We start from the raw sequence: 19988 nt of genomic DNA on the forward strand, positions 1-19988 counted from the left end.
TCAGGCCAGGGCCTCGGCGATCGGCGTCGCGCCGTTGTTGAACTCGATCGTGCGCTTGATCGTGGCGTCGTCGCCCAACACAGTGGCCGCGACCAGCGCGACGTCCTCGCGGGAGACCGACGCCGACGAACCGCCGACGTCGATCTTGCCGGTGGCGGGCTCCTCGGTGAGGGTGCTCGGGCCGAGCACCGTCCAGTCCAGGGACGAGGCCCGCACGTGCTCGTCGGCAGCGGCCTTCGCCTCGGCGTAGTGGAAGAACGAGTTGTCGGACGGCACACCGTGGTCGGGCCCGGCACCGAAGTAGGACACCATCACGAAGCGTCGTACGTCGGACTGTGCCGCCGCGTCGACGACCCGGATCGCGGCATCGCGGTCGACGGCGTACGTGCGGTCGGGGCTGCCTCCACCGGCGCCGGCCGAGAAGACCACCGCGTCGTGGCCGGCGACCAGCTCGGCCAGGGCTGAGGTGTCGAGGTGCTCGACGTCGGCGGTCACCGGTGTCGCGCCCGTCGCCGCCACGTCGGCGGCATGGTCGGGGTTGCGGATCACGGAGCTGACCTGGTGGCCCGCGCCGGACAGGATGCGGGCGAGATGCAGGGCGACCTTGCCGTGGCCGCCGATGATGGCGATGCGTGACATGCGCTACCTCCTTGGGAGTCGGCTCGCCTGTCACGCTACGTGGCGCGGTCAACCCCGCCTCCTAGAGTGACGCGGGTGACCACCGCGAACCAGGCACCGATCCTCTCCGGCAACGGAGTTGTCCTGCGGCCCCTCGCCGAGGACGACATCCCCCGCATCGTCGAGGCCTGCCGCGATCCGCGCACCCAGAAGTGGTTGGGCAGCATGCCGTCGCCGTACGACGAGGACGACGCGCGCGAGTGGATCGAGGCCTCGAGACTGGCTGCGGCAGAGGGCAGCAAGATCACGTGGGCGGTGGCCGACCCGACCACCCACGAGCTGGTCGGTGCGATCAACCTCTTCGACATCGAGCCGGGCACGCGGGCCAAGGTCGGCTACTGGTCACACCCCTTGGTGCGCGGTACCGGCACGATGACCGAGGCCTGCCGGATCGCGCTCGAGCATGCCTTCGACGACCTCGAACTGCCCACCGTCGTCGCCCACGCCGCAGTCGAGAACACGGCCAGCCAGCACGTGCTCACCGCCAACGGCATGCGTCGGGTGGCGCTCGAGGCCGGCGGCACGACGATCCGCACCGGCAAGGTCGATGCCTACCGCTACGAACGCCACGCGTCTGAGGCAGCCCGTCCCTCGACGTTGTACGCCGATGACGTCGAGGCACACCAGGGCAGCAAGCCGCTGCTCCCCCGCACCACGTTGGCCCTCGATGAGGGCGAGGTCGCCGTGGCTCTCGGCCGTCCGGGCAGCGGCCACACCGCGCTGGCCCTGGCGCTGGCCGGTCGGCTCCCCCTGTCGGCAGGGCAGGTCACCCTCGACGGTTCGCAGGACCCCACGAAGCTGCAGAAGGCCGTTGCCCTGGTCGACGTACCCGGGGTGAGCGAGCCCGACGGCAGCGTGCCCCTGCGCACGATCGTCGGCGAGGAGCTCGCGATGGCGAAGCGCAAGGCATCGAAGGCGGCCGTGCTCTCGTGGCTGGCCGAGGAGGGCATCGAGGCGTACGCCGACAGCACCGTCGACGACGTACCGCCCGAGGCACGGGTCGGCGCGTTGGCCCGACTCGCCTCCCTGCGGCCCGGCACCCGGTTCGTCGTGGTGACCTATCCCGAGCGCCACGGGCTGCATCCGGGCAGCTGGCTCGAGCTGGCCCGCTCACTGGCTGACGGCGGGTTCGGCGTGCTGGTCACCGCCAGCGCTGCCGTCGACCTGCCCGCCGACGTACACCGCTTCACGATCGGCCCCGAGGAAGGTGCCTGATGACGTCACTGCGCATTGCCTGGACCGAGCTGCGTCGCCTGACCGCGGGGCGGCTGCCCAAGATCGCCGTGCTCGCGCTGATGCTGGTGCCGACGCTGTACGCCGGGCTGTACCTCTACGCCAACCACGATCCCTACGCGAACCTCGACCACGTCCCGGCCGCCCTGGTCGTCGAGGACACCGGTGCCACCGACACCGCCGGCGAGGAGATGCAGGCCGGTCGTGACGTGGCCGACGAGCTCCTCGAGCGCAAGGACTTCGGGTGGGAGGAGGTCAGCCGCGAGGAGGCGGAGGAAGGTGTCAGCGAGGGCCGCTACGACTTCGCGCTGGCCATCCCACGAGACTTCTCCGCCTCCCTGACCAGTGCCGGGACCTCCGACCCGGAGCGGGCGCGACTCCAGATGATCACCAACGACGCGAACTCCTATCTCTCCACGACGATCGCCAACACAGTGACCGACAAGGTGCGCGACGCGATCGCCACCCGGCTCTCGAAGGAGGCCACGGACACGTTCCTGCTCGGCATCGCCGATCTGCGCAGCGGCCTGCTCAAGGGGGCCAATGGCGCCGACAGACTGGTCAAGGGCCTGACCCAGGCCCGCACCGGCGTCGGCAAGCTCGAGCGCGGGGCCGGCCGCCTGGCCACCGGAGCCGACACCCTCGCCGACGGTGCCTCCGAGCTGAGCACCGGGCTCGGCACCCTGGAGTCCGGCACCGCCGCCCTGCCGGGCCAGACCCGCCAGCTCGCCACCGGGGCACGCAAGGTTGCCAACGGCAACGCGACGGTCGCGTCGTACGGACGACTGGCCGCCTCTGCCGTCGGAGACGTGCGCACCCGCTACCGCGACAACCGTGCCGACCTCTCCACCGACCTGCGCGCCATGGGCCTGACCCAGGCACAGCGCACCCGGATCCTGGCGCTCTACGACCGGGTCGGCCAGCCGATCCGCGAGGCCGACGCCAAGGCCCGCGACGCCAGGAACAAGCTGAACCAGCTGGCCAACGGGGCGGACGCGGTCGCCGACGGCAACGAGAAGCTCGCCGCAGCGGTGCCCGCACTGGTCAAGGGCATCTCCGACGCGCACGACGGTGCGACGAAGCTGTCCAACGGCGCCGGCCAGCTGTCCGAGGGCGCCACCACCCTCAAGACCGGGGTCGGCGACCTCGACACCGGGCTGGTCAAGCTCCGCAACGGAGCCGTGAAGCTGCGTGACGGCCTCCGCGACGGGGCCGCCCAGGTGCCCACGATGGATGCGAAGACCCGCAGCCGCGTCGCCAGCACGATCGGCGACCCGGTCGACATCCGCTCGAGCTCGCAGGCCGAGGCCGCGTCGTACGGCGCCGGGCTGGCCCCCTTCTTCCTGGCCCTGGCCGCCTGGATCGGCGGCTACGTGCTGTTCCTACTGGTCCGTCCGCTGTCCCAACGTGCGCTCGCGGCCAACCAGACGCCTCTGCGGGTGGCCCTGGGTGGCTGGTACACGCCGATGCTGCTCGGCCTGGCCCAGGTCACCGTGATGCTGGCGGTGGTCACGATCGCCCTCGACATCAGACCGGTGCACGTGCCGACCACGCTGCTGTTCCTGATGCTCTCCTCGGCCGTCTTCATCGCGATCATCCACGCCCTCAACGCGCTTCTCGGCACGGCCGGCCAGTTCCTCGGGCTGGTGATGATGGTGATGCAGCTCGTCACCGCCGGCGGCACGTTCCCGTGGCAGACGATCCCGCAGCCGCTCTACGTGCTGCACCACGTGCTGCCGATGAGCTACACCGTCGACGGCCTCCGGCAGCTGATGTACGGCGGGCTCGAGGCGCGTGTGCTCACCGACGTACTGGTGCTGGCCGCGTGGGGCATCGGCGCGTTGCTCGTGACCAGCCGGGTGGCCCGCAAGCAACGGGTCTGGTCGGCCAAACGCGTCCGCCCCGAGCTGGTGCTCTGACCCTCTCGGATCACCGGATGCGGCGATCATCCTCCCTCTCGAGATCGTCGTCAGGGGCTTCGTCACGGACCGAGAACGAGAGCTTTCGCAGCAGCCTGCTCAGCTCGGCCTGCTCCGTGGGGTCGAGCTGGCGCAACAGTCGCCGTTCCAGCGCGATGTGCTCGTCGAAGATGGCGTCGATCCGTCTCAGCCCGTCTTCGGTGAGCTCGGCGAAGACCTGACGTCGATCCCCGCCGGTGCGGACCCGGCGTACCAGGCCGTCGCGCTCGAGATTGTCCAGTCGCAGGGTGACCGCACTCGAGGTGAGCAGCGAGGAGGCGGCGAGCTCGCCGACGGTCTTGCGGAACGGCGACCCGGAGCGGCGCAGGCTGGCCAGGACGTCGAACGCAGCGACCGAGAGCCCGTGTTCGCGGTGCAGATGCGCCGCCGCGGCTCGCTGCAGGGGCAGGAGCCGACTGACCCGCCCGAAGACGCCGATACTGGCGGCGTCCACGTCGGGGCGCTCATCGCGCCACTCCGCGATGATCAGGTCGACCTCGTCCTCGGGGGTGTCCCGTTTCCCTCGGCCTCGTGCCATCTCGCCCTCCGACCAGCTGTCCGCCCTGCGTCGAAGAATGATCCTAGGTGGCCCTTGACTGACCGTCGGGCCGCGACCTATCTTACCGGCAAGGTAATTCTGTAAGTCCTTATAGATCAAGATCTTACAGATATTCGATGGACCACATCAGCGGGCTGACACCCCCACAGGAAGGCTTGGTCATGGACAACGCGACACACGTGGGCCGGCGCGGGCTGCTCGCGACCGGGCTGGGCCTCGGCGCCGTCGCAGCCGCCGACCTCTGCTGCACGCCGTTCGCCGCTGCAGCCGGGCGCACGCCACGCGGGCACCAGCCGCCGGACGCGACCCAGCTCAGCGGCGAGCTCCGGGACGCTCGCACGAAGGTGATCCTGCTCGGCACGGCGGCCGGCCCCTTCCCCGAGCCGGGACGTCAGGGCTGCAGCAGCCTGGTGGTCGTCGGCGACCGGTCCTACCTCGTCGATGCGGGGTACGGCACGGTCCGCAAGCTGGTGCAGTCCGGAGTACCCATGGAGTCCCTGCGCGGAGTGTTCGTGACGCACCTGCACTCCGACCACGTGGCGGACCTGTTCAACCTGTTCATGCTCGGGTGGGGCACCGGTGGGCACGGAATCGTCGACCCGGTGCAGGTGTACGGCCCCGGGAATCCGCACGGTCTGCCCGCACCCACTCCCGGTGTGGACCCGGCGCCGCTCGCCAACCCCGACAACCCGACCCCGGGTACGTCGGAGCTGCTGGCAGGCGCGGTCGACGGCTGGGCCTACGACCTGAACATCCGCACCCGCTACAACAGCCGCCCCGGCCTTGCGTCCCTGATCGACGCACACGACCTGCTGCCGCCGGAGTCCGTCGGCGCGACACCGGACGGTGACGTCGCCCCGGACATGGAGCCGTTCGTCGTCTTCGAGGACGACCGGGTCCGGGTCAGCGCCACGTTGGTGCAGCACCCGCCGGTCTTCCCGAGCTTCGGCTACCGCTTCGAGACCGAGGACGGAGTCTTCGTCTTCTCCGGGGACACCGCGGTCAGCAACAACGTGGTCCGTCTGGCTGCCGACGCCGATCTCCTGGTGCACGAGACCCTGCACATTCCCTACTACGCCGGGATCGGCTACCCGCAAGCGTTGCTGGACTTCTTCGCCAGCTCGCACACCACCCCGGAAGACGTCGGGCGGGTGGCGACGGAGGCGGGAGTGCGACGCGTTGCGCTCGCGCACATCGGGCCCGGGGATCCGCGCGAGGTCGGTGACTCGACCTGGCGACGCGCGGTGCGCTCGACGTACCGCGGTGACGTAGTGGTCGGGCACGACCTGCAGCAGATGGCCTACGGTCCACGCCGCTGAGCCGAACCGGGCCCACAGCATGACTCGGTGCGGTCCGTCCGGACAGGCGGCACACTGGAGCAATGGATGCAGTCGATTGGAATGAGCGCTACGCCGATGCGGAGCTGGTGTGGTCGGCGACGCCGAACCAGTTCGTCGCCGGCCAGCTGGCCGAGCTGACACCCGGGCGCGCCGTCGACCTGGCCGCCGGCGAGGGCCGCAACGCGCTCTGGCTGTCGTCGCTGGGTTGGCAGGTCACCGCGGTCGACTTCGCGCAGGCCGGCCTCGACAAGGGCCGGGCCGTCGAGCCGCCCTCGGACCACCCGATCGAGTGGGTGTGCGCCGACGTGCTCAACTGGGCGGCGCCGGTGCCGGTCGACCTGGCCGTGATCGCCTACCTGCAGCTCCCGGCCGCGGGCCGACAGCGGGCAGTACGCCGGGCCTGGTGCGCGCTCGACATCGGCGGCACGTTCCTCTGTGTCGCCCACGACTCCAGCAACCTCACCGAGGGCACCGGAGGGCCGCAGGACCCGTCGGTGCTGATGACCGCCGACGACCTGCTGGCCGACCTCGACGGCGAGTCGTTCGAGGTGGTGCGGGCCGAGCGCGTCTCACGCGAGGTCGAGCCGGGGCACGGTGGCGAGCCGGCGCGGACGGCGTACGACTGCCTGGTGCACCTGGTCAAGCGCTGACCGGTCAGGCGTCGGTGTCGTGGTCCTCGGACTTGGGCTGGTCACCGAACACACCCGCATCGCGCGCGTCGCGGGTCTTGCGGAGCTGACGGGTCAGGCTCCAGCACAGCAGGGCCACGGCCACGATCAGGGCGATGAACACCGAGAACCCGAGCCACCCGGCGACGACGTCCTTGTCCTCGGGGATGCTGTTGTCCTTGGCGACAAGGGCGATGAGCAGGCCGTTCACAGCCGCCAGTGATTCAGTCATGACTCCAGTGTCTCAGTCGTGCCGCGGATGCCGGCGAAGAGGTCGTCCTCGGGCAGCGTCGACTCGACGTGGCTGGTGACCAGCTCGAACTCCTCGGTCGGCCACACGCGCTGCTGGAGGTCGAGGGGTACGGCGAACCAGTGCCCGTCGGGGTCGATCTGGGTGGCGTGGGCGAGCAGCGCCCGGTCACGCACGTCGAAGTAGTCGCCGCAGGGCACCCGGGTGGTGATGCGAGCGTCGTGCGCCGGGTCGGGCTTCCAGTTGGCCAGCCGTTCCTTCCACGGGTTCTCCAGGCCGGCTGCCTCCATCGCCTCGGAGATCGCGACGGTGCGCGGCCGGTTGAACCCGTGCTGGTAGTACAGCTTCATCGGCTGCCACGCCGGACCGGCCTCCGGGTAGCGCTCCGGGTCACCGGCAGCCTCGAACGCCACCATCGAGATGTTGTGGCACTGGATGTGGTCGGGGTGCGGGTAGCCACCCTTCTCGTCGTACGTCGTGACGACATGGGGCCTGAACTCGCGGATCAACCGCACCAGTGGTGCGGCCGCAGCCTCGACGTCCTCGAGGGCGAAGCAGCCCTCCGGCAGCGGCGGCTTCGGGTCGCCCTCGGGCCATCCGGAGTCGATGAAGCCCAGCCAGTCCTGGGTGACGCCGAGGATGTCGCGGGCCGCCTCCATCTCCCTGCGACGGATCTCGGTGATGTTCTCGAGCACGTCGGGGCGGTCCATGCGGGGGTTCAGCACGGAGCCGCGCTCGCCCCCGGTGCAGGTGACGACGTGGACGTCGACCCCCTCGGCGACGTATTTCGCGGTCGTCGCGGCACCCTTGCTCGACTCGTCGTCGGGATGGGCGTGCACGTGCATCAGGCGCAGGGGGCCGGAGGGCGGTGTCGGCATGCGGTGATTCTAGTGGCGGGTGGGCGAAGTCCCGTGCCCGGCGCACGCGCCTTCACCCGCGGGCCACTGGGTGGCGGGTGGGCGAAGTCCCGTGATGCCGGGCGCTCTGCCACCATGGAGCCCGTGAGTGTTGACCTGTCCGAGCGCTACGGCACCAGACGTCCCCGGCAACGACTGTTCGTGGTGGTCGTGTGTGCCGTGCTCGCCATCGCCTTCCTCGGTTGGCTGGGCTGGGTGATGTGGTTCCACTCCACGCCCGAGGCCTCGTCCGACCTGTCGACGTACTCCGTGGTCGACCAGCACAAGGTCGAGGTCGTCGTACAGGTCCACCTGTCCGACGACGCCGACGCGACCTGCAAGGTGCGGGCCCTGGCCGGCGACCACGTCACGGTCGGCGAGCAGAACTTCACGCCCACGGACGGGCGCAACGAGGTGAGCATCCGCACGGAGCGCGAGGCCACCTCGGTCGAGTTGGTCGGCTGCACGACACCCGACCAGGATCGACCCCGCTGATCACCCGGGGCTGATCTCTCGGGAACGTGCCGCACCCCGGCCGTTTTGCTAAACTCATTCTTTCGACACCTCGAGCAGGGACATTCAGTGCTGCCGACGGAGCAGGCACTTGTGCCCTCTGCGGTTCGTGTGCGTCCCCCACACCGCCCGAGGTTTCCCAATGGGCACTGCCCCAATCCGCACTGCACGCAGGAGTTGCACCATGACTGAGCAGGGAACGATCTGGCTTACCCAGGAGGCTTACGACAAGCTCCAGGCTGAGTTGGAGAACCTCAAGGGCCCGCTCCGCCAAGAGATCATCGAGAAGATCTCCGCTGCCCGGGACGAGGGAGACCTCAAGGAGAACAGCGGCTACCACGCCGCGAAGGACGAGCAGGGCAAGCAGGAGGCCCGCATCCGTCAGCTCGAGGACATGCTCCGGCGCGCCGAGGTCGGCGAGACGCCCCCCGACGACGGTGTCGTCGAGCCCGGCATGGTCGTGACCGTCAAGCTGCTCGACTTCGACGAGACCGAGCAGTTCCTGCTCGGTGCCCGCGAGAACCTCAACGAGGGCGACGACCTCACCGTCTACTCCCCCGAGTCGGCCATGGGTGCCGCGATCAACGGCAACTCCAAGGGCACGACGGTCACCTACGCCGCGCCCAACGGCAAGGAGCTGAAGGTCGAGATCCTCGACGCCAAGCCCTACGGCGCCTGATCACTTCCCGATACTCCCTGACGTTTCGGCCCTGATCCGGGGATACTCCCTGACGTTTCAGCCCCTTCGGGGACCGAAACGTCAGGGAGTATCGTCATTCTGGGACCGAAACGTCAGGGAGTATCTACTCGAAGACGGTGTAGCCGCGCTCGCGGAGTCGGGCGAGCAGGGTCGAGGCATGGGTCTCGCCGCGGGTCTCCAGCTGCAGGTGCACCTCGACCTCGTCGAGGTGGAGCGAGGGCGAGATGCGTTCGTGGGCGACCTCGAGCACGTTGGCCTGGGCGGCAGCGAGCTCACCGAGCAGCTTGGCCAGCCCGCCAGGTACGTCGGGGATGCAGACCCGCAGGTTGAGGTAGCGGCTGTCGGCGGCCATGCCGTGCCGGATCACCTTGCCGAGCAGCAGCGGGTCGATGTTGCCGCCCGAGAGCACCGCCACCACGGGCGTCTCGAACGCGGTCGGGTTGTCCAGCACGGCAGCCACCGCGGCCGCACCGGCCGGTTCGACGACCAGCTTGGCCCGTTCGACCAGCGCCAGCAGGGCTCGTGAGAGGGACTCCTCCGAGACCGTGATGACGTCGTCGACGTAGCTCTGGATCGCCCGGAACGGGACGTCGCCGGGCCGGCCGACCGCGATTCCGTCGGCCATCGTGGCCATCGACTCCAGCGCCACCGGTGAGCCGGCGGCCAGTGATCCGGGAATCGCCGCGGCGCCCTCGGCCTGCACGCCGATCACGCGTACGTCGGGCCGCAGCGCCTTGATCGCCGTACCGATGCCGGCCACGAGACCGCCGCCACCCGCGGGAACCAGCACCGTGCGCACGTCGGGTGCCTGCTCGAGGATCTCGAGACCGGCGGTGCCCTGCCCCGCCACGATGTCGGCGTGGTCGAAGGGGTGGATCAGCACGGCGCCGGTGCGTTCGGCGAACTCGCGGGCCGCCTCGAGGGCCTGGTCGATGTACTTGCCGTGGAACACCACGTCTGCGCCGTACGCGCGCGTGGCCCGCTCCTTGGGGATCGGCGCTCCTTCGGGCATGAACACCGTCGACTTGATGCCGAGCAGGTTGGCCGCGAGCGCGACGCCCTGGGCGTGGTTGCCGGCCGACGCCGCCACGACGCCGTGGGCCCGCTCCTCCTCACTGAGCCGCGAGATGCGCAGGTAGGCACCGCGGATCTTGAACGACCCGGTGCGCTGGAGGTTCTCGCACTTGAGGCTGACCGGCCCGCCCGCCTTCGCGCTGAGCCATCGCGACTCCTCCATCGGGGTCAGCACCGCGACGCCCTCGAGCACCTCGCGCGCCGCTTGGATGTCGGCCAGGGTCGGCACGGGGATCTCAACCACGGTCTTCTCCATCTGCGAGCGCCTCGGGGTCGTTGGGCGTGCCGGGTTGTCGTCCGGCCGCGACCAGGTCCTCGTCGATGGCCTCCATCGGGTCCTCGCCGACCTCGGTGAAGGCGGCGAGGTGCTGCACGACCGCGTTGACCACGGCAGCCAGGGGTACGGCGACCAGAGCGCCGGCCACTCCCGCCACGATCACACCGCAGCCGATCGCGACGATCACGCCGAGCGGGTGCACGGACACGAAGCGGCCCATCAGGAACGGCTGCAGGATGTGGCCCTCGATCTGCTGCACCAGGATCACTCCACCGAGCATCAGCAGCGCGGTGAACGGGCCCTGGGCCACCAAGGCCACCAGCACCGCGACGGAGCCGGCGATCGTGGCACCGATCATCGGCACGAAGGCACCGAGGAAGACGAGGACGCCGATCGGCAGCACCAGGGGCAGGTCGAGGATCGCCGCGACGATCATGATGCCGATCGCGTCGACCAGCGCGACGACCACGGTGGCGCGCACGAACTGGGTGAGCGAGTTCCAGGCGACCCGGCCCGACGAGTCGACGCGTTCTCGCGCGGCCCGGGGGAACATCCGCACCATCCACGACCAGATGCGGTCGCCGTCGGCGAGGAAGAAGTACGTCGCGAACAGCACGATGAAGAAGCCAGCCAGCACGTGTCCGAGTGCCGCGCCGAACTCCGTGACGTGCGCGAGCACCTCGGTGTCCTTCGAGCGTTCGGTGATGCTCTTCTGGGTCTCCTCGAGCCAACTGTTGATCTGGGAGTCGCTGGCCTTCAACGGACCGTCCTGCAACCACTCGCGGATCTTCTCGATGCCGACCACAACCTGGTCGGCCAGCTGGGTTCCGCCGCGGATCACCTCGCGACTGACGAAGGTCAGGAGGGCACCCACGGACGCGATGCCGCCGAGGACGACCAGTCCGGCACCCAGGGCGCGCGGCACGCCCACGTTGGCGAGGCCACGGACCACCGGCGCAGCGAGCGCCGCGATCAGCATGGCGATCACCAGGGGCAGGGTGATCACCGCGAAGTAGGCGAGCACCCAGAGGATCGCGAGGCCCGCAGCCGAGATGATCAGGAAGCGCCACGCCCACGCCGCGGCCAGGTCGAGCGCCCACGGCACCTGGGCCCTGCGGGTGTTCGACGGGCCGGTCTCGATCGGCGCCGGTTCTGCCCGACGCTCGGCACGCAGGACCGCCCACTGGTGCGCGAGCTGCTGGGTCAGGCGCTCCGACAGGGAGTCATCGTCGTCGTCGCGCTCACGCCTCGACAACAGCTTCGAGCGACGCCTGGGTTCACCCTCTTCGGGCGCGCCCTCAGCTGTCTCGTCGGGCGCCTGTTCGGGCTCGGCCTGGTCCGCTTCGTCAGCTTCGTTGCTCACGGTCGCCAAGGCTATGCCACGGGCATGGTGGGCCCGTCATCCAACAGGCCCACCCGACGGACACGTTCAGCCGAGGGCCCGGTCGAGGTCGCCGAGGAGGTCGTCGACGGTCTCGATCCCGACGCTGAGGCGGACCAGGTCGGCAGGCACCTCGAGGTCGGTGCCGGCGACCGACGCGTGGGTCATCCGGCCGGGGTGCTCGATCAGCGACTCGACTCCGCCGAGCGACTCGCCCAGCGTGAAGACCTCCGCCTTGCCGCAGACGTCCAGCGCCAGCTGCTCGCCACCGGTGACCCGGAACGACACGATGCCGCCGTACCGCTTCATCTGCTTCGAGGCGACCGCGTGGCCGGGGTGCTCCGCGAGACCGGGGTAGATCACCTGCGACACCTTGGCGTGACCGCTGAGGAACTCGACGATCTTCTCTGCGTTGTCGCAGTGCCGGTCCATGCGCACACCCAGGGTCTTGAGGCCGCGGTGGGTGAGGAACGCGTCGAACGGTCCGGGGACGGCACCCATGGAGTTCTGGTGGAACGCGACCTTCTCGGCGATGTCGAGGTCGCGTACGACGAGGGCGCCGCCGACGACGTCGGAGTGGCCGCCGCAGTACTTCGTGGTCGAGTGCACCACGACGTCCGCGCCCAGGGTGATCGGCTGCTGGAGGTACGGCGACGCGAACGTGTTGTCGACGACCAGCAGGGCACCGGCGTCGTGGGCGACAGAGGCGAGCGCCTCGATGTCGCCGATGTTGAGCAACGGGTTGGTCGGGGTCTCGACCCAGACGACCTTGGTCCGGCCGGGCTGGATCGCCGCGCGCACGGCGTCGACGTCGGAGACCGCGGCCGGGCTGTGGTCGAGGCCCCAGACCTTGGCCACCTTGTCGAACAGGCGGTAGGTGCCGCCGTACGCGTCGTCGGGGATGACCACGTGGTCGCCGGGGCGGCACACGGAGCGGAGCAGGGTGTCCTCGGCAGCCAGCCCGGAGGCGAAGGCGAAGGCGCGTTCGCCCTGCTCCAGGGCGGCCAGCACGCCCTCGAGCGCGGTGCGCGTGGGGTTGCCCGAGCGGCTGTACTCGTAGCCGCCTCGCATGCCGCCGACGCCGTCCTGCTTGTAGGTGCTGGTGGCGTAGATCGGCGGGATCACCGCGCCGGTCATCGGATCGGGTTCGTAGCCGGCGTGGATCGCACGCGTCTCGAAGCCTGACTTGTTGGCGTGTTCTTGAGTGCTCACGCACCCGACTGTAGCGAGGGGAGCTCGGGTCGATGCGTGCGCCAACCGGCAAGAGCCTTGTCCGCCGTACGCGTGCGGACGATGATGGAGCCGAGGGCGCCATGAATGATCCGCCGTACGTCTTGCAGGAAGCCGGTCTCTCCCCCGCCGAGCCGCCGGAGGACCCCGACGCGCCCAAGGGCCGACTCACCTGGTTGTGGGCCGTGCTGGCCATGGGCGCGATCGTCGGCGTCGGCGGCGCGATCAGTGTCGTCTCCCAGCGGTACGCCGAGAACGAGCCGCCACTCGACCCCGACCAGGCGATCAACACCGAGCAGGCGGCGGACCTGTGCCGCGATGCGATGTTCGAGCTCGGCATCGAGGAGTTCACCGTGCCGCCGTACATCCCCGCCCCCGACGGCAGCAACCTGCAGACGCCGCTGCCGTGGCGTGCCGGCGTGACGATCATGATCGTGCCGATCCGGGCGATGGCGTCCGAGGGCAGCTTCAGCGCCCTGCCCATGCGCACCGTCAAATGCACGATCGACCGCTGAGGCCGGGGCAACGGGAACGTTCGGAGGCCTTGCGTTGTTGGGCACACTGGAAGCATTCCGACCCGAAGGAGACGCCCGTGTTCGGCCGCCACAAGACCGAGTTGGTCACCCCCGACCGTGCCCTGCCGGGCCGCACGGAGGCCTGGTTCCACCTGGCCGACAAGCACGTCGTCCTCGACGCGCCCGTGGTCACCGACGAGATCCCTGACGGCTTCGAGGCGGCGATCTTCGGGCTCGGCTGCTTCTGGGGCGCCGAGGAGATCTACTGGCAGAAGGACGGCGTCTGGTCGACCTCCGTCGGGTACGCCGGCGGCTCGACGCCGCACCCGTCGTACGAAGAGGTGTGCTCCGGGATGACCGGCCACACCGAGGCCGTGCGCGTGGTCTTCGACCCGGCCGTCATCTCCTACGCCGACCTGGTCAAGACGTTCTTCGAGGTGCACGACCCGACCCAGGGCATGCAGCAGGGCAACGACGTCGGCACGCAGTACCGCTCGGCGCTCTACACGCTCAGTGAGGCGCAGCGCGAGACCGCGATCGAGCTGACCAAGGTGTACGGCGACGAGCTGGCCCGCCGCGGACAGGGCCCGGTCACCACCGAGATCCGGCCCGCGTCGACCTACTTCTACGCCGAGGACGTGCACCAGCAGTACCTCGCGAAGAACCCGTTCGGCTACCGCTGCCACGCCAACACCGGCGTCAAGTTCCCGACGGGTGCCTGAGGACGACCGCGAGGCACGAAGGCAGATTCGGCTCTGCCGCGACGCCCTGTTAGCGTGATCGCTTTCCTGCCCGTCACGGGCAAGGGGGGATCTCGGGTCTGCCCGTGAGTCGACCCCGGAGACTCTCATGCAACACAGAGCCCCACGCCCATTGACAGACCTGTGGCGCCGCCTTCCGCGCGCCACCGCGCACTCGCTCGCCATGGTGGCCCGACCTGGGCACGCCCGAGCCCTCGTCACCGTTCTGGTGCTGCTGGGCCTCGGCGCGAGTGCCTACGCCACCCGAGCGTCCATGGTCGGCGGGTCATCGAGCACGCAGTCCGGCTCGGCGGGGCCCGAGCACCCAGGCCCCTCCGGGGCGCCCGAGGTCGGGCCGCCGGAGCTGACCCCGGAGACACCTGCCTCCGACGGCCCGGTGGCGAACCGCAAGGACGCCAAGTCCGCGACGTCGAAAGCCCCACGGGACGAGGTGGCTTCCCGTGCGGGAGCCCGCACCACGCAGACGCGCCTGACCCCGCGCGAGACGTCGTCTTCGCCGAGCCCAGAGGTCTCGACCGCGGCCGACGTCACACCCCCGGCGACCAGCCTCAGCGCCGAGTTCCCTGCCGCGGACAGCGCTCAGTTCTCGTTCCGTGCGGACGAAGCCGCGTCGTTCATGTGCAGCCTCGACGGAGCGGCGTACACGCCCTGTGACTCCGGGGTGGGCTACTCGGACCTGGACCCCGGTCGGCACACCTTCTCCGTACGCGCGACGGACGCGGCGGGGAACGTCGATGCGAGCCCGGCCGAGACCACGTGGCAGGTCAGGGGCAACGGCAAGTCTGACCACTGACGTGTCCGGCGGCCCCCGCGGCCAGCCGTCTTGGCGGGGCGTGGCTCGTCAGCGTCCTGTTCGGGCACCTGAGTAAGTTGGACGCATGAGCACCCCCACCGAGCTCGGACTTCCCCGCTGGCACGCGATCGTCGAGAGCGGTGACTCCGCGGGCCTGGCCGACCTGGTCGCCGAGGACGCCGTCTTCCACTCCCCCGCCGTCTTCAAGCCGCAGGAGGGCAAGCCGCTGGTCGTCGCCTACCTGACCGCGGCGTTGAAGGTCCTCGGCGAGGACTTCTCGTACGTCGACGAGTGGCCGCGCGAGAACGACGCCATTCTGGAGTTCACCTCGACCCTGGGCGACCTGCAGGTCTTCGGCATCGACCGGATCACCTGGGACGACCACGGCCGGATCACCGAGTTCACCGTGATGATCCGGCCACTGAAGTCACTCAACGCCCTGGTCGAGCGGATGGGCGAGGAGCTCACCGCCCTCGCCGAAGCCGCCAAGCCAGAGTAGTCACGCGTCGATCGTCAGCACCACGTCGACAGCGTCACCCAACGTGACCAGCTCTGCCCGCCGTACGGCGTCCTTCACGGGCAGGAACCACGTGCCCTCGCGCGGGAACATCGACGTCGTGAAGTCGGTCTCCCCGATGCGCGCATTCACCGGCACGACGCCCCAGTAGGCCACCGCGGCCTTCACCTCGTCGACGATCTCGGCGGCGTCGGGAGGAAGCACCACGAAGTGGTACGGCGCGGGCCCGCGCCACTCGACGACGGGTCCGGCGAACTCGATCTCCACGGCGTCAGGATACGCAGCCGGGTGGCCTGTCAGGCGCGCTCGATCACGAACGCGGTGATGAAGCCGAGCGTCGCGATCAGCCCGGCGTACAGATGCGTCCGCTCGAACGCCTCGGGGATCATCGTGTCGGCCACCATGGCCAGGATCGCGCCGGCCGCGATCGCGGTGATCACCGCGATCGCCTCGGGGGCCGCGCCGTCGAGGAGCAGCGCACCCAGCGCGCCCGCCACGCCGCTGGCCACCGCGATGCCGACCCAGACCCCGAAGACGTAACGGGCACTGCGTCCGCTGGCCTTCATGCCGGCCGAGCTGGAGAGCCCTTCGGGCACGTTGGAGATGAAGATCGCGGCCAGCACCGGGAGGGCCACTCCACCGCCCCCGAGCAGCGAGACGCCCAGCACCACCGACTCGGGCACGCCGTCCAGCAGTGCGCCGATCGCGATCGCCGTGCCGCTGCCTGCCTGTTCCTTCTCGGAGGGCTGGAGCTCACCGGAGCGCTTGCGGTGTCGGGCGCCCTTGTGTGCCAGCGCCACGTTGGCGGCGACGTAGACCACCGCACCGCCGAGGAAGCCGGCCACGGTCGGCCAGAGCCCGCCGAGCTCCTCGGCCTCGTCGACCAGGTCGAAGGACAGCGCCGAGATCAGCACGCCCGCGCCGAACGCCATCACCGTGGCCACCACGGGCCGCGGGACGCGCACGAACCACGCGACCAACGCGCCCAGCACCAGGGCGCCACCCGCGAGCAGGCCCCACAGGCCGGCTTCGATCCAGACCGTCACGGCTGTCACTCAACCAGACGGGCGACCTGTCCTGGCCCAGAACTGGCGACGGGTCGATCAAAACTGGCGACAGGTCGATCAGAACTGGCGACAGGTCAGTCGTCGACCCAGAAGCCACGGCCGCCCCACCCGCCGTACCCGTCGCCCCGCCGGTCGCCCGGCCCGCGCGAGCCGAGGTAGGAGCCCACGACCGCGGCGCCCAGGTCATCGAGCTCGGGTGCCACCACGCGACCGTCGACGCGCTTGGCCATCGAGTCGATGAACCGGGCCAGCCCCGGATCGTCGCCGAGGCGGAAGAACGTGGTCTGCGCGCCGAGGCGTCCGGCGTTGTCGAGCTCGCGCACGCTGTAGGCGATCGTCAGCGGGTGCGGCGGATAGTCGAAGTAGACCTCGCCGTTCGGCTCGAGGTGCGAGGTGGGCTCGCCGTCCGTGACGATCAGCAGCACGGGCTGGGCATTGGGGTGCTTGCGGAAGTGGCGGTTGGCCAGCAGCAGCGCGTGGTGCAGGTTCGTGCCCTTGGCCCAGAACGCGTCGAGTGCCGTGAGCTGCTCGATCTCCATCACCTCGGCGTGCCGGCCGAACCCGATCAGCTGCAGGTGGTCGCCACGGAACCGGCTCTGGATCAACGTGTGCAGCGCCAGCGCCGTCCGCTTCATCGGCACCCAGCGGCCGTCCATCGCCATCGAGAACGACGTGTCGACCAACAGCGCCACGCAGGCCTGGGTGCGGGCCTCGGTCTCGCTGACCTCGACGTCGCCGATGTCGAGGCGTACTCCGTTGCGTGTGTCTCCGCCGTCGGAGACCGTGCGGATCACCGCATTCGTGATCGTGCGCGTCACGTCCCACGGCTCGGTGTCACCGAACGCCCACTCGCGGGTGGCCCCGCTCAGCTCGCCGGCGGCACCCGCGTGGCGTACGTCGCGAGCGCCCTGGCGACCCGACAGGCGCTGGGCCACGTCACGGAGCAGCGCCTTGCCGAGCTGGCGCATCGCCTTGGGCGACAGTCGGTAGTTGCCGGTCGAGTCGCGCTTCAGGTAGCCGGTGTCGCGCAGCGCCTTCTCGAGCTCGGCAAGGGTGCGGGCGTCGACCGCAGCCTCGTCGCCGAGCTGCCTGGCCAGCTTGTCGAGGTCGACGTCGTCCATGCGCGCGCCCTGGTAGGACTGCGCGAGCTGCTCGGCCAGGTCGTCGAGGTCGGCCAGGTCCTGCAGGGCGCCGGTGCCGTCGCCGAGCCCCAGACCCTCCTCGCCCTCGAAGTCGGCCGAGCCGCCCCAGTCCTCGCCGGGCCGGGCCGCCTGCAGGTTCGCGTCGAGCCGGCCCAGCTGCTCCGAGAGCTGCGGGGAGCCGAACGCCTGCTCCGAGAGCTGCATCAGCTCGTTGCGCTGATCCGGCGTCATCGAGTTGAGCATCCGCTGGGCGGCGGCGGAGCGGGCGGCCATGGCGTCGAGGAGCTCGTCGATGTTCCTCGGGTTCTCGGGGAAGAACTCCCCGTGCTTGTCCATGAACTCGTCGAAGTCGGCCTGGGTGTCCTCGCCGCGGGCATGCTTCTCGAGCAGGTCGTTGAGGTCGCCGAGCATCTCGTTGATGCGCTCGCGGTCCTCGTCGGTGGCGCTCTCCAGGGCCTGCTTCATGCCGGCGAACCGCTGGTCGAGCAGCTCCCGGCCGAGCAGGTCCTTGATCTGCTCGTAGGCCTCGCGGGCCTCCGCGCTCTGCCAGTCGTACGACGCCAGCTCGGTCACCGCCGCCGCAGGAGAGTTCGGCAGGTTCTCCAGCTGCATCTCGCGGAACGCGCGGTCGGAGTCGTCGAGGTCGACGTCACGGGCCAGCTGCTTGCGCTCCTCGAGCACCGCCTTGTCGAGCAGCTCGCGCACCTGCTGGAGGGTGCCGTCGAGGTTGTGGCGTTGCAACAGCTCCTGGCGTTTCTCCTGCACCCGGCGGGCCAGGTCGTCCAGCCCGCGCTGGTCCCTGGACCCGCGGCGGAGGTATTCGCGCATCGCCCGCTCGGGCGAGTAGCCGGCCATCACGTCCTCGCCGATCGCCTCGAGGGCGTCGGCCAGGTCGACCGGCGGCGCGAGCGGGTCCGGGCCACCCGCGTAGCGCGAGTAGCGCGACCGGTGCCGGTCCGGACGGCGCGTCATCCGTAGATCGTCTCCCCGTCGCCGGTGTCCTTGCCGATCTTGCGGGCCAGGTAGAGGCCTTCGAGGGCCAGCTCGATGGCGCTGGCCTGCTCGCCGTCGTTGGTGGCCCCGAAGCGCTCCATGACGGTGTCGTAGAACTCCGACTCCCCCAGCGGCGGCAGCGCGTCGAGCAGCTCACGCGCGGTGACCTGCTCGCCGGTGGCGATCGGCGAACCCTGCTCGATCGCGTTGATCAGCACGGCGAAGTCGATGCCGCGGAACCGCCCGCGGACGGTCTCGGCGACCGCCGTACGCAGCAGGTGCTCCAGGATCTCGTGCTCGCGCCCCTCCTCGCCGGTCTCGAACTCGATCTTGCCGCCGAGCACGTCGACGGCGGTCTCGAGGTCCACCACCCGGGCCACCGCATGCTCCTCGCCACGCACGGTGGCGCGGTGCAGCGCGGCCGCGGCGATCGTCTCGGCGCCGGCGATGGCGAAGCGGGCGCTGACCCCGGAGCGCTGGTCGACGGCGTTGGAGTCGCGCAGGGCACGGGTGAAGCGCGCCAGCACCTCGATCAGGTGGTCGGGCACGGTGGCGGCGAGGTGCGCCTCCTGTCGGATCACGGCGACCTCGGCCTCGAGCTCGACCGGGTAGTGGGTGCGGATCTCGGCGCCGAAGCGGTCCTTGAGCGGGGTGATGATGCGCCCGCGGTTGGTGTAGTCCTCCGGGTTCGCGCTGGCCACGACGAGCACGTCGAGCGGCAGTCGCATGACGTAGCCGCGGATCTGGATGTCGCGCTCCTCCATCACGTTGAGCATCGCCACCTGGATGCGCTCGGCGAGGTCGGGCAGCTCGTTGATCGCGACAATTCCCCTGTGGCTGCGCGGGATCAGGCCGAAGTGGATGGTCTCGGGGTCACCGAGCGAGCGCCCTTCGGCGACCTTCATCGGGTCGACGTCGCCGATCAGGTCGGCCACCGACGTGTCGGGCGTGGCCAGCTTCTCGGCGTACCGGTCGTCGCGGTGCCGCCACGAGACCCGCAGGTCGTCGCCGTACGCCGCCACCGCGGCCTTGGAGGAGACGGTGATCGGGTCGTAGGGGTGCTCGCCGATCTCGGAGCCGGAGATCACCGGGCTCCACTCGTCGAGGAGCCCGACCAGGGTGCGCAGCAGACGCGTCTTGCCCTGCCCCCGCTCGCCGAGGAGCACGACGTCGTGGCCGGCGATCAGGGCGCGTTCGAGCTGCGGGATCACCGTGGCCTCGAAGCCATGGAGCCCGGGCCACGGGTCACGGCCCTCGGCCAGCGCGGCCAGCAGGTTGTCGCGGATCTCGGTGCGCAGGTCGCGGAGCACGTGTCCGGAGGCGCGCAGCTCGCCGAGAGTGGTGATGAACTCGTGTGAAGGGGGAGCGTTGGTCACGCCCTCCAAACTAGACCCGGGAGACAAGCGCCGCTCGCGCCTGCCGCCGGTCGAGCCGGTCCGGGCC

General features: G+C 70.2%; 21 protein-coding genes. 10 read left to right on the forward strand and 11 right to left on the reverse strand.

What is annotated here, in order from left to right; translation table 11 throughout:
* Positions 1-639, reverse strand: a complete 639-nt coding sequence (locus ASD30_RS06835; RefSeq protein ID WP_056678616.1) for an SDR family oxidoreductase — start codon at positions 637-639, stop codon at positions 1-3.
* 75 nt (positions 640-714) lie between these two features.
* On the opposite strand from ASD30_RS06835, the gene ASD30_RS06840 reads away from it, so the two are divergent.
* Positions 715-1893, forward strand: coding sequence for a GNAT family N-acetyltransferase (locus ASD30_RS06840; protein WP_056678618.1), 1179 nt, complete (start codon positions 715-717; stop codon positions 1891-1893).
* A complete protein-coding gene (locus ASD30_RS06845; RefSeq protein ID WP_056678621.1) occupies positions 1893-3830 on the forward strand; it encodes a YhgE/Pip domain-containing protein in 1938 nt (645 codons plus the stop codon). The genes ASD30_RS06840 and ASD30_RS06845 overlap by 1 nt, the downstream gene beginning before the upstream one ends.
* Positions 3831-3840: 10 nt before the next feature.
* Here the strand turns inward: ASD30_RS06845 and ASD30_RS06850 are convergent, their stop codons facing one another.
* Positions 3841-4407: a MarR family winged helix-turn-helix transcriptional regulator gene (locus tag ASD30_RS06850; RefSeq protein WP_056678623.1), complete on the reverse strand. Its 567-nt coding sequence runs from the start codon at positions 4405-4407 to the stop codon at positions 3841-3843.
* Between the two features lie 182 nt (positions 4408-4589).
* Here ASD30_RS06850 and ASD30_RS06855 point away from each other — a divergent pair, with 182 nt between their 5' ends.
* Both ASD30_RS06855 and ASD30_RS06860 read left to right on the forward strand, forming a co-directional pair.
* Positions 4590-5747: an MBL fold metallo-hydrolase gene (locus ASD30_RS06855; RefSeq protein WP_056678626.1), complete on the forward strand. Its 1158-nt coding sequence runs from the start codon at positions 4590-4592 to the stop codon at positions 5745-5747.
* A 62-nt stretch (positions 5748-5809) separates the two neighbouring features.
* Positions 5810-6418 (forward strand): class I SAM-dependent methyltransferase, encoded by a 609-nt coding sequence (locus ASD30_RS06860; protein WP_082563598.1) that lies wholly within the window; start codon positions 5810-5812, stop codon positions 6416-6418.
* Between the two features lie 4 nt (positions 6419-6422).
* Here the strand turns inward: ASD30_RS06860 and ASD30_RS06865 are convergent, their stop codons facing one another.
* Both ASD30_RS06865 and mca read right to left on the reverse strand, forming a co-directional pair.
* Complete coding sequence (locus ASD30_RS06865; protein ID WP_156393532.1) at positions 6423-6668, reverse strand: hypothetical protein; 246 nt, start codon at positions 6666-6668, stop codon at positions 6423-6425.
* Positions 6665-7564 carry a mycothiol conjugate amidase Mca gene (gene mca, locus ASD30_RS06870; RefSeq protein ID WP_056678633.1) on the reverse strand — a complete coding sequence of 300 codons (900 nt, stop codon included), beginning with the start codon at positions 7562-7564 and terminating at the stop codon, positions 6665-6667. The genes ASD30_RS06865 and mca overlap by 4 nt, the downstream gene beginning before the upstream one ends.
* A 123-nt stretch (positions 7565-7687) precedes the next feature.
* On the opposite strand from mca, the gene ASD30_RS06875 reads away from it, so the two are divergent.
* Complete coding sequence (locus ASD30_RS06875) at positions 7688-8077, forward strand: DUF4307 domain-containing protein (protein ID WP_056678636.1); 390 nt, start codon at positions 7688-7690, stop codon at positions 8075-8077.
* 202 nt (positions 8078-8279) lie between these two features.
* Positions 8280-8774, forward strand: coding sequence for a transcription elongation factor GreA (gene greA / locus ASD30_RS06880; protein ID WP_056678638.1), 495 nt, complete (start codon positions 8280-8282; stop codon positions 8772-8774).
* Positions 8775-8898: 124 nt separating this feature from the next.
* Here the strand turns inward: greA and ilvA are convergent, their stop codons facing one another.
* From ilvA to ASD30_RS06895, 3 genes are all read right to left on the reverse strand, one after another.
* Positions 8899-10113, reverse strand: a complete 1215-nt coding sequence (ilvA, locus tag ASD30_RS06885; protein ID WP_235532523.1) for a threonine ammonia-lyase — start codon at positions 10111-10113, stop codon at positions 8899-8901.
* Complete coding sequence (locus ASD30_RS06890) at positions 10106-11509, reverse strand: AI-2E family transporter (protein WP_082563667.1); 1404 nt, start codon at positions 11507-11509, stop codon at positions 10106-10108. Before ASD30_RS06890 ends, ilvA begins: the two co-directional genes overlap by 8 nt.
* A 66-nt stretch (positions 11510-11575) precedes the next feature.
* Positions 11576-12739 carry a cystathionine gamma-synthase gene (locus ASD30_RS06895; protein ID WP_082563601.1) on the reverse strand — a complete coding sequence of 388 codons (1164 nt, stop codon included), beginning with the start codon at positions 12737-12739 and terminating at the stop codon, positions 11576-11578.
* 101 nt (positions 12740-12840) lie between these two features.
* Between ASD30_RS06895 and ASD30_RS06900 the strand changes: the two genes are divergently transcribed.
* The 4 genes from ASD30_RS06900 (at position 12841) to ASD30_RS06915 (ending at position 15325) form a co-directional block, all read left to right on the forward strand.
* Positions 12841-13272, forward strand: a complete 432-nt coding sequence (locus ASD30_RS06900) for a hypothetical protein (protein ID WP_056678643.1) — start codon at positions 12841-12843, stop codon at positions 13270-13272.
* A gap of 77 nt (positions 13273-13349) precedes the next feature.
* On the forward strand, positions 13350-13994 hold the full coding sequence (msrA, locus tag ASD30_RS06905) for a peptide-methionine (S)-S-oxide reductase MsrA (protein WP_056678646.1): 645 nt from the start codon (positions 13350-13352) through the stop codon (positions 13992-13994).
* Positions 13995-14196: 202 nt separating this feature from the next.
* Complete coding sequence (locus ASD30_RS06910; RefSeq protein WP_156393533.1) at positions 14197-14826, forward strand: hypothetical protein; 630 nt, start codon at positions 14197-14199, stop codon at positions 14824-14826.
* An 85-nt stretch (positions 14827-14911) separates the two neighbouring features.
* Positions 14912-15325, forward strand: coding sequence for a nuclear transport factor 2 family protein (locus tag ASD30_RS06915; protein WP_056678653.1), 414 nt, complete (start codon positions 14912-14914; stop codon positions 15323-15325).
* Here ASD30_RS06915 and ASD30_RS06920 read toward each other — a convergent pair whose 3' ends face one another.
* The 4 genes from ASD30_RS06920 to ASD30_RS06935 form a co-directional block, all read right to left on the reverse strand.
* On the reverse strand, positions 15326-15610 hold the full coding sequence (locus ASD30_RS06920; RefSeq protein ID WP_056678655.1) for a DUF1905 domain-containing protein: 285 nt from the start codon (positions 15608-15610) through the stop codon (positions 15326-15328).
* A 29-nt stretch (positions 15611-15639) separates the two neighbouring features.
* Positions 15640-16389 (reverse strand): ZIP family metal transporter, encoded by a 750-nt coding sequence (locus ASD30_RS06925; protein ID WP_056678658.1) that lies wholly within the window; start codon positions 16387-16389, stop codon positions 15640-15642.
* A gap of 95 nt (positions 16390-16484) precedes the next feature.
* The gene (locus ASD30_RS06930) at positions 16485-18524 is read right to left on the reverse strand and encodes a vWA domain-containing protein (protein WP_056678661.1); all 2040 of its coding nucleotides are present in this window, start codon (positions 18522-18524) and stop codon (positions 16485-16487) included.
* Entirely contained in the window at positions 18521-19921 is a 1401-nt protein-coding gene (locus ASD30_RS06935; RefSeq protein ID WP_056678665.1) for a sigma 54-interacting transcriptional regulator, read from the reverse strand. Before ASD30_RS06935 ends, ASD30_RS06930 begins: the two co-directional genes overlap by 4 nt.
* Between the last annotated feature and the right edge of the window lie 67 nt (positions 19922-19988).

This window comes from Nocardioides sp. Root140, assembly GCF_001426745.1.
Classification (GTDB): domain Bacteria; phylum Actinomycetota; class Actinomycetes; order Propionibacteriales; family Nocardioidaceae; genus Nocardioides.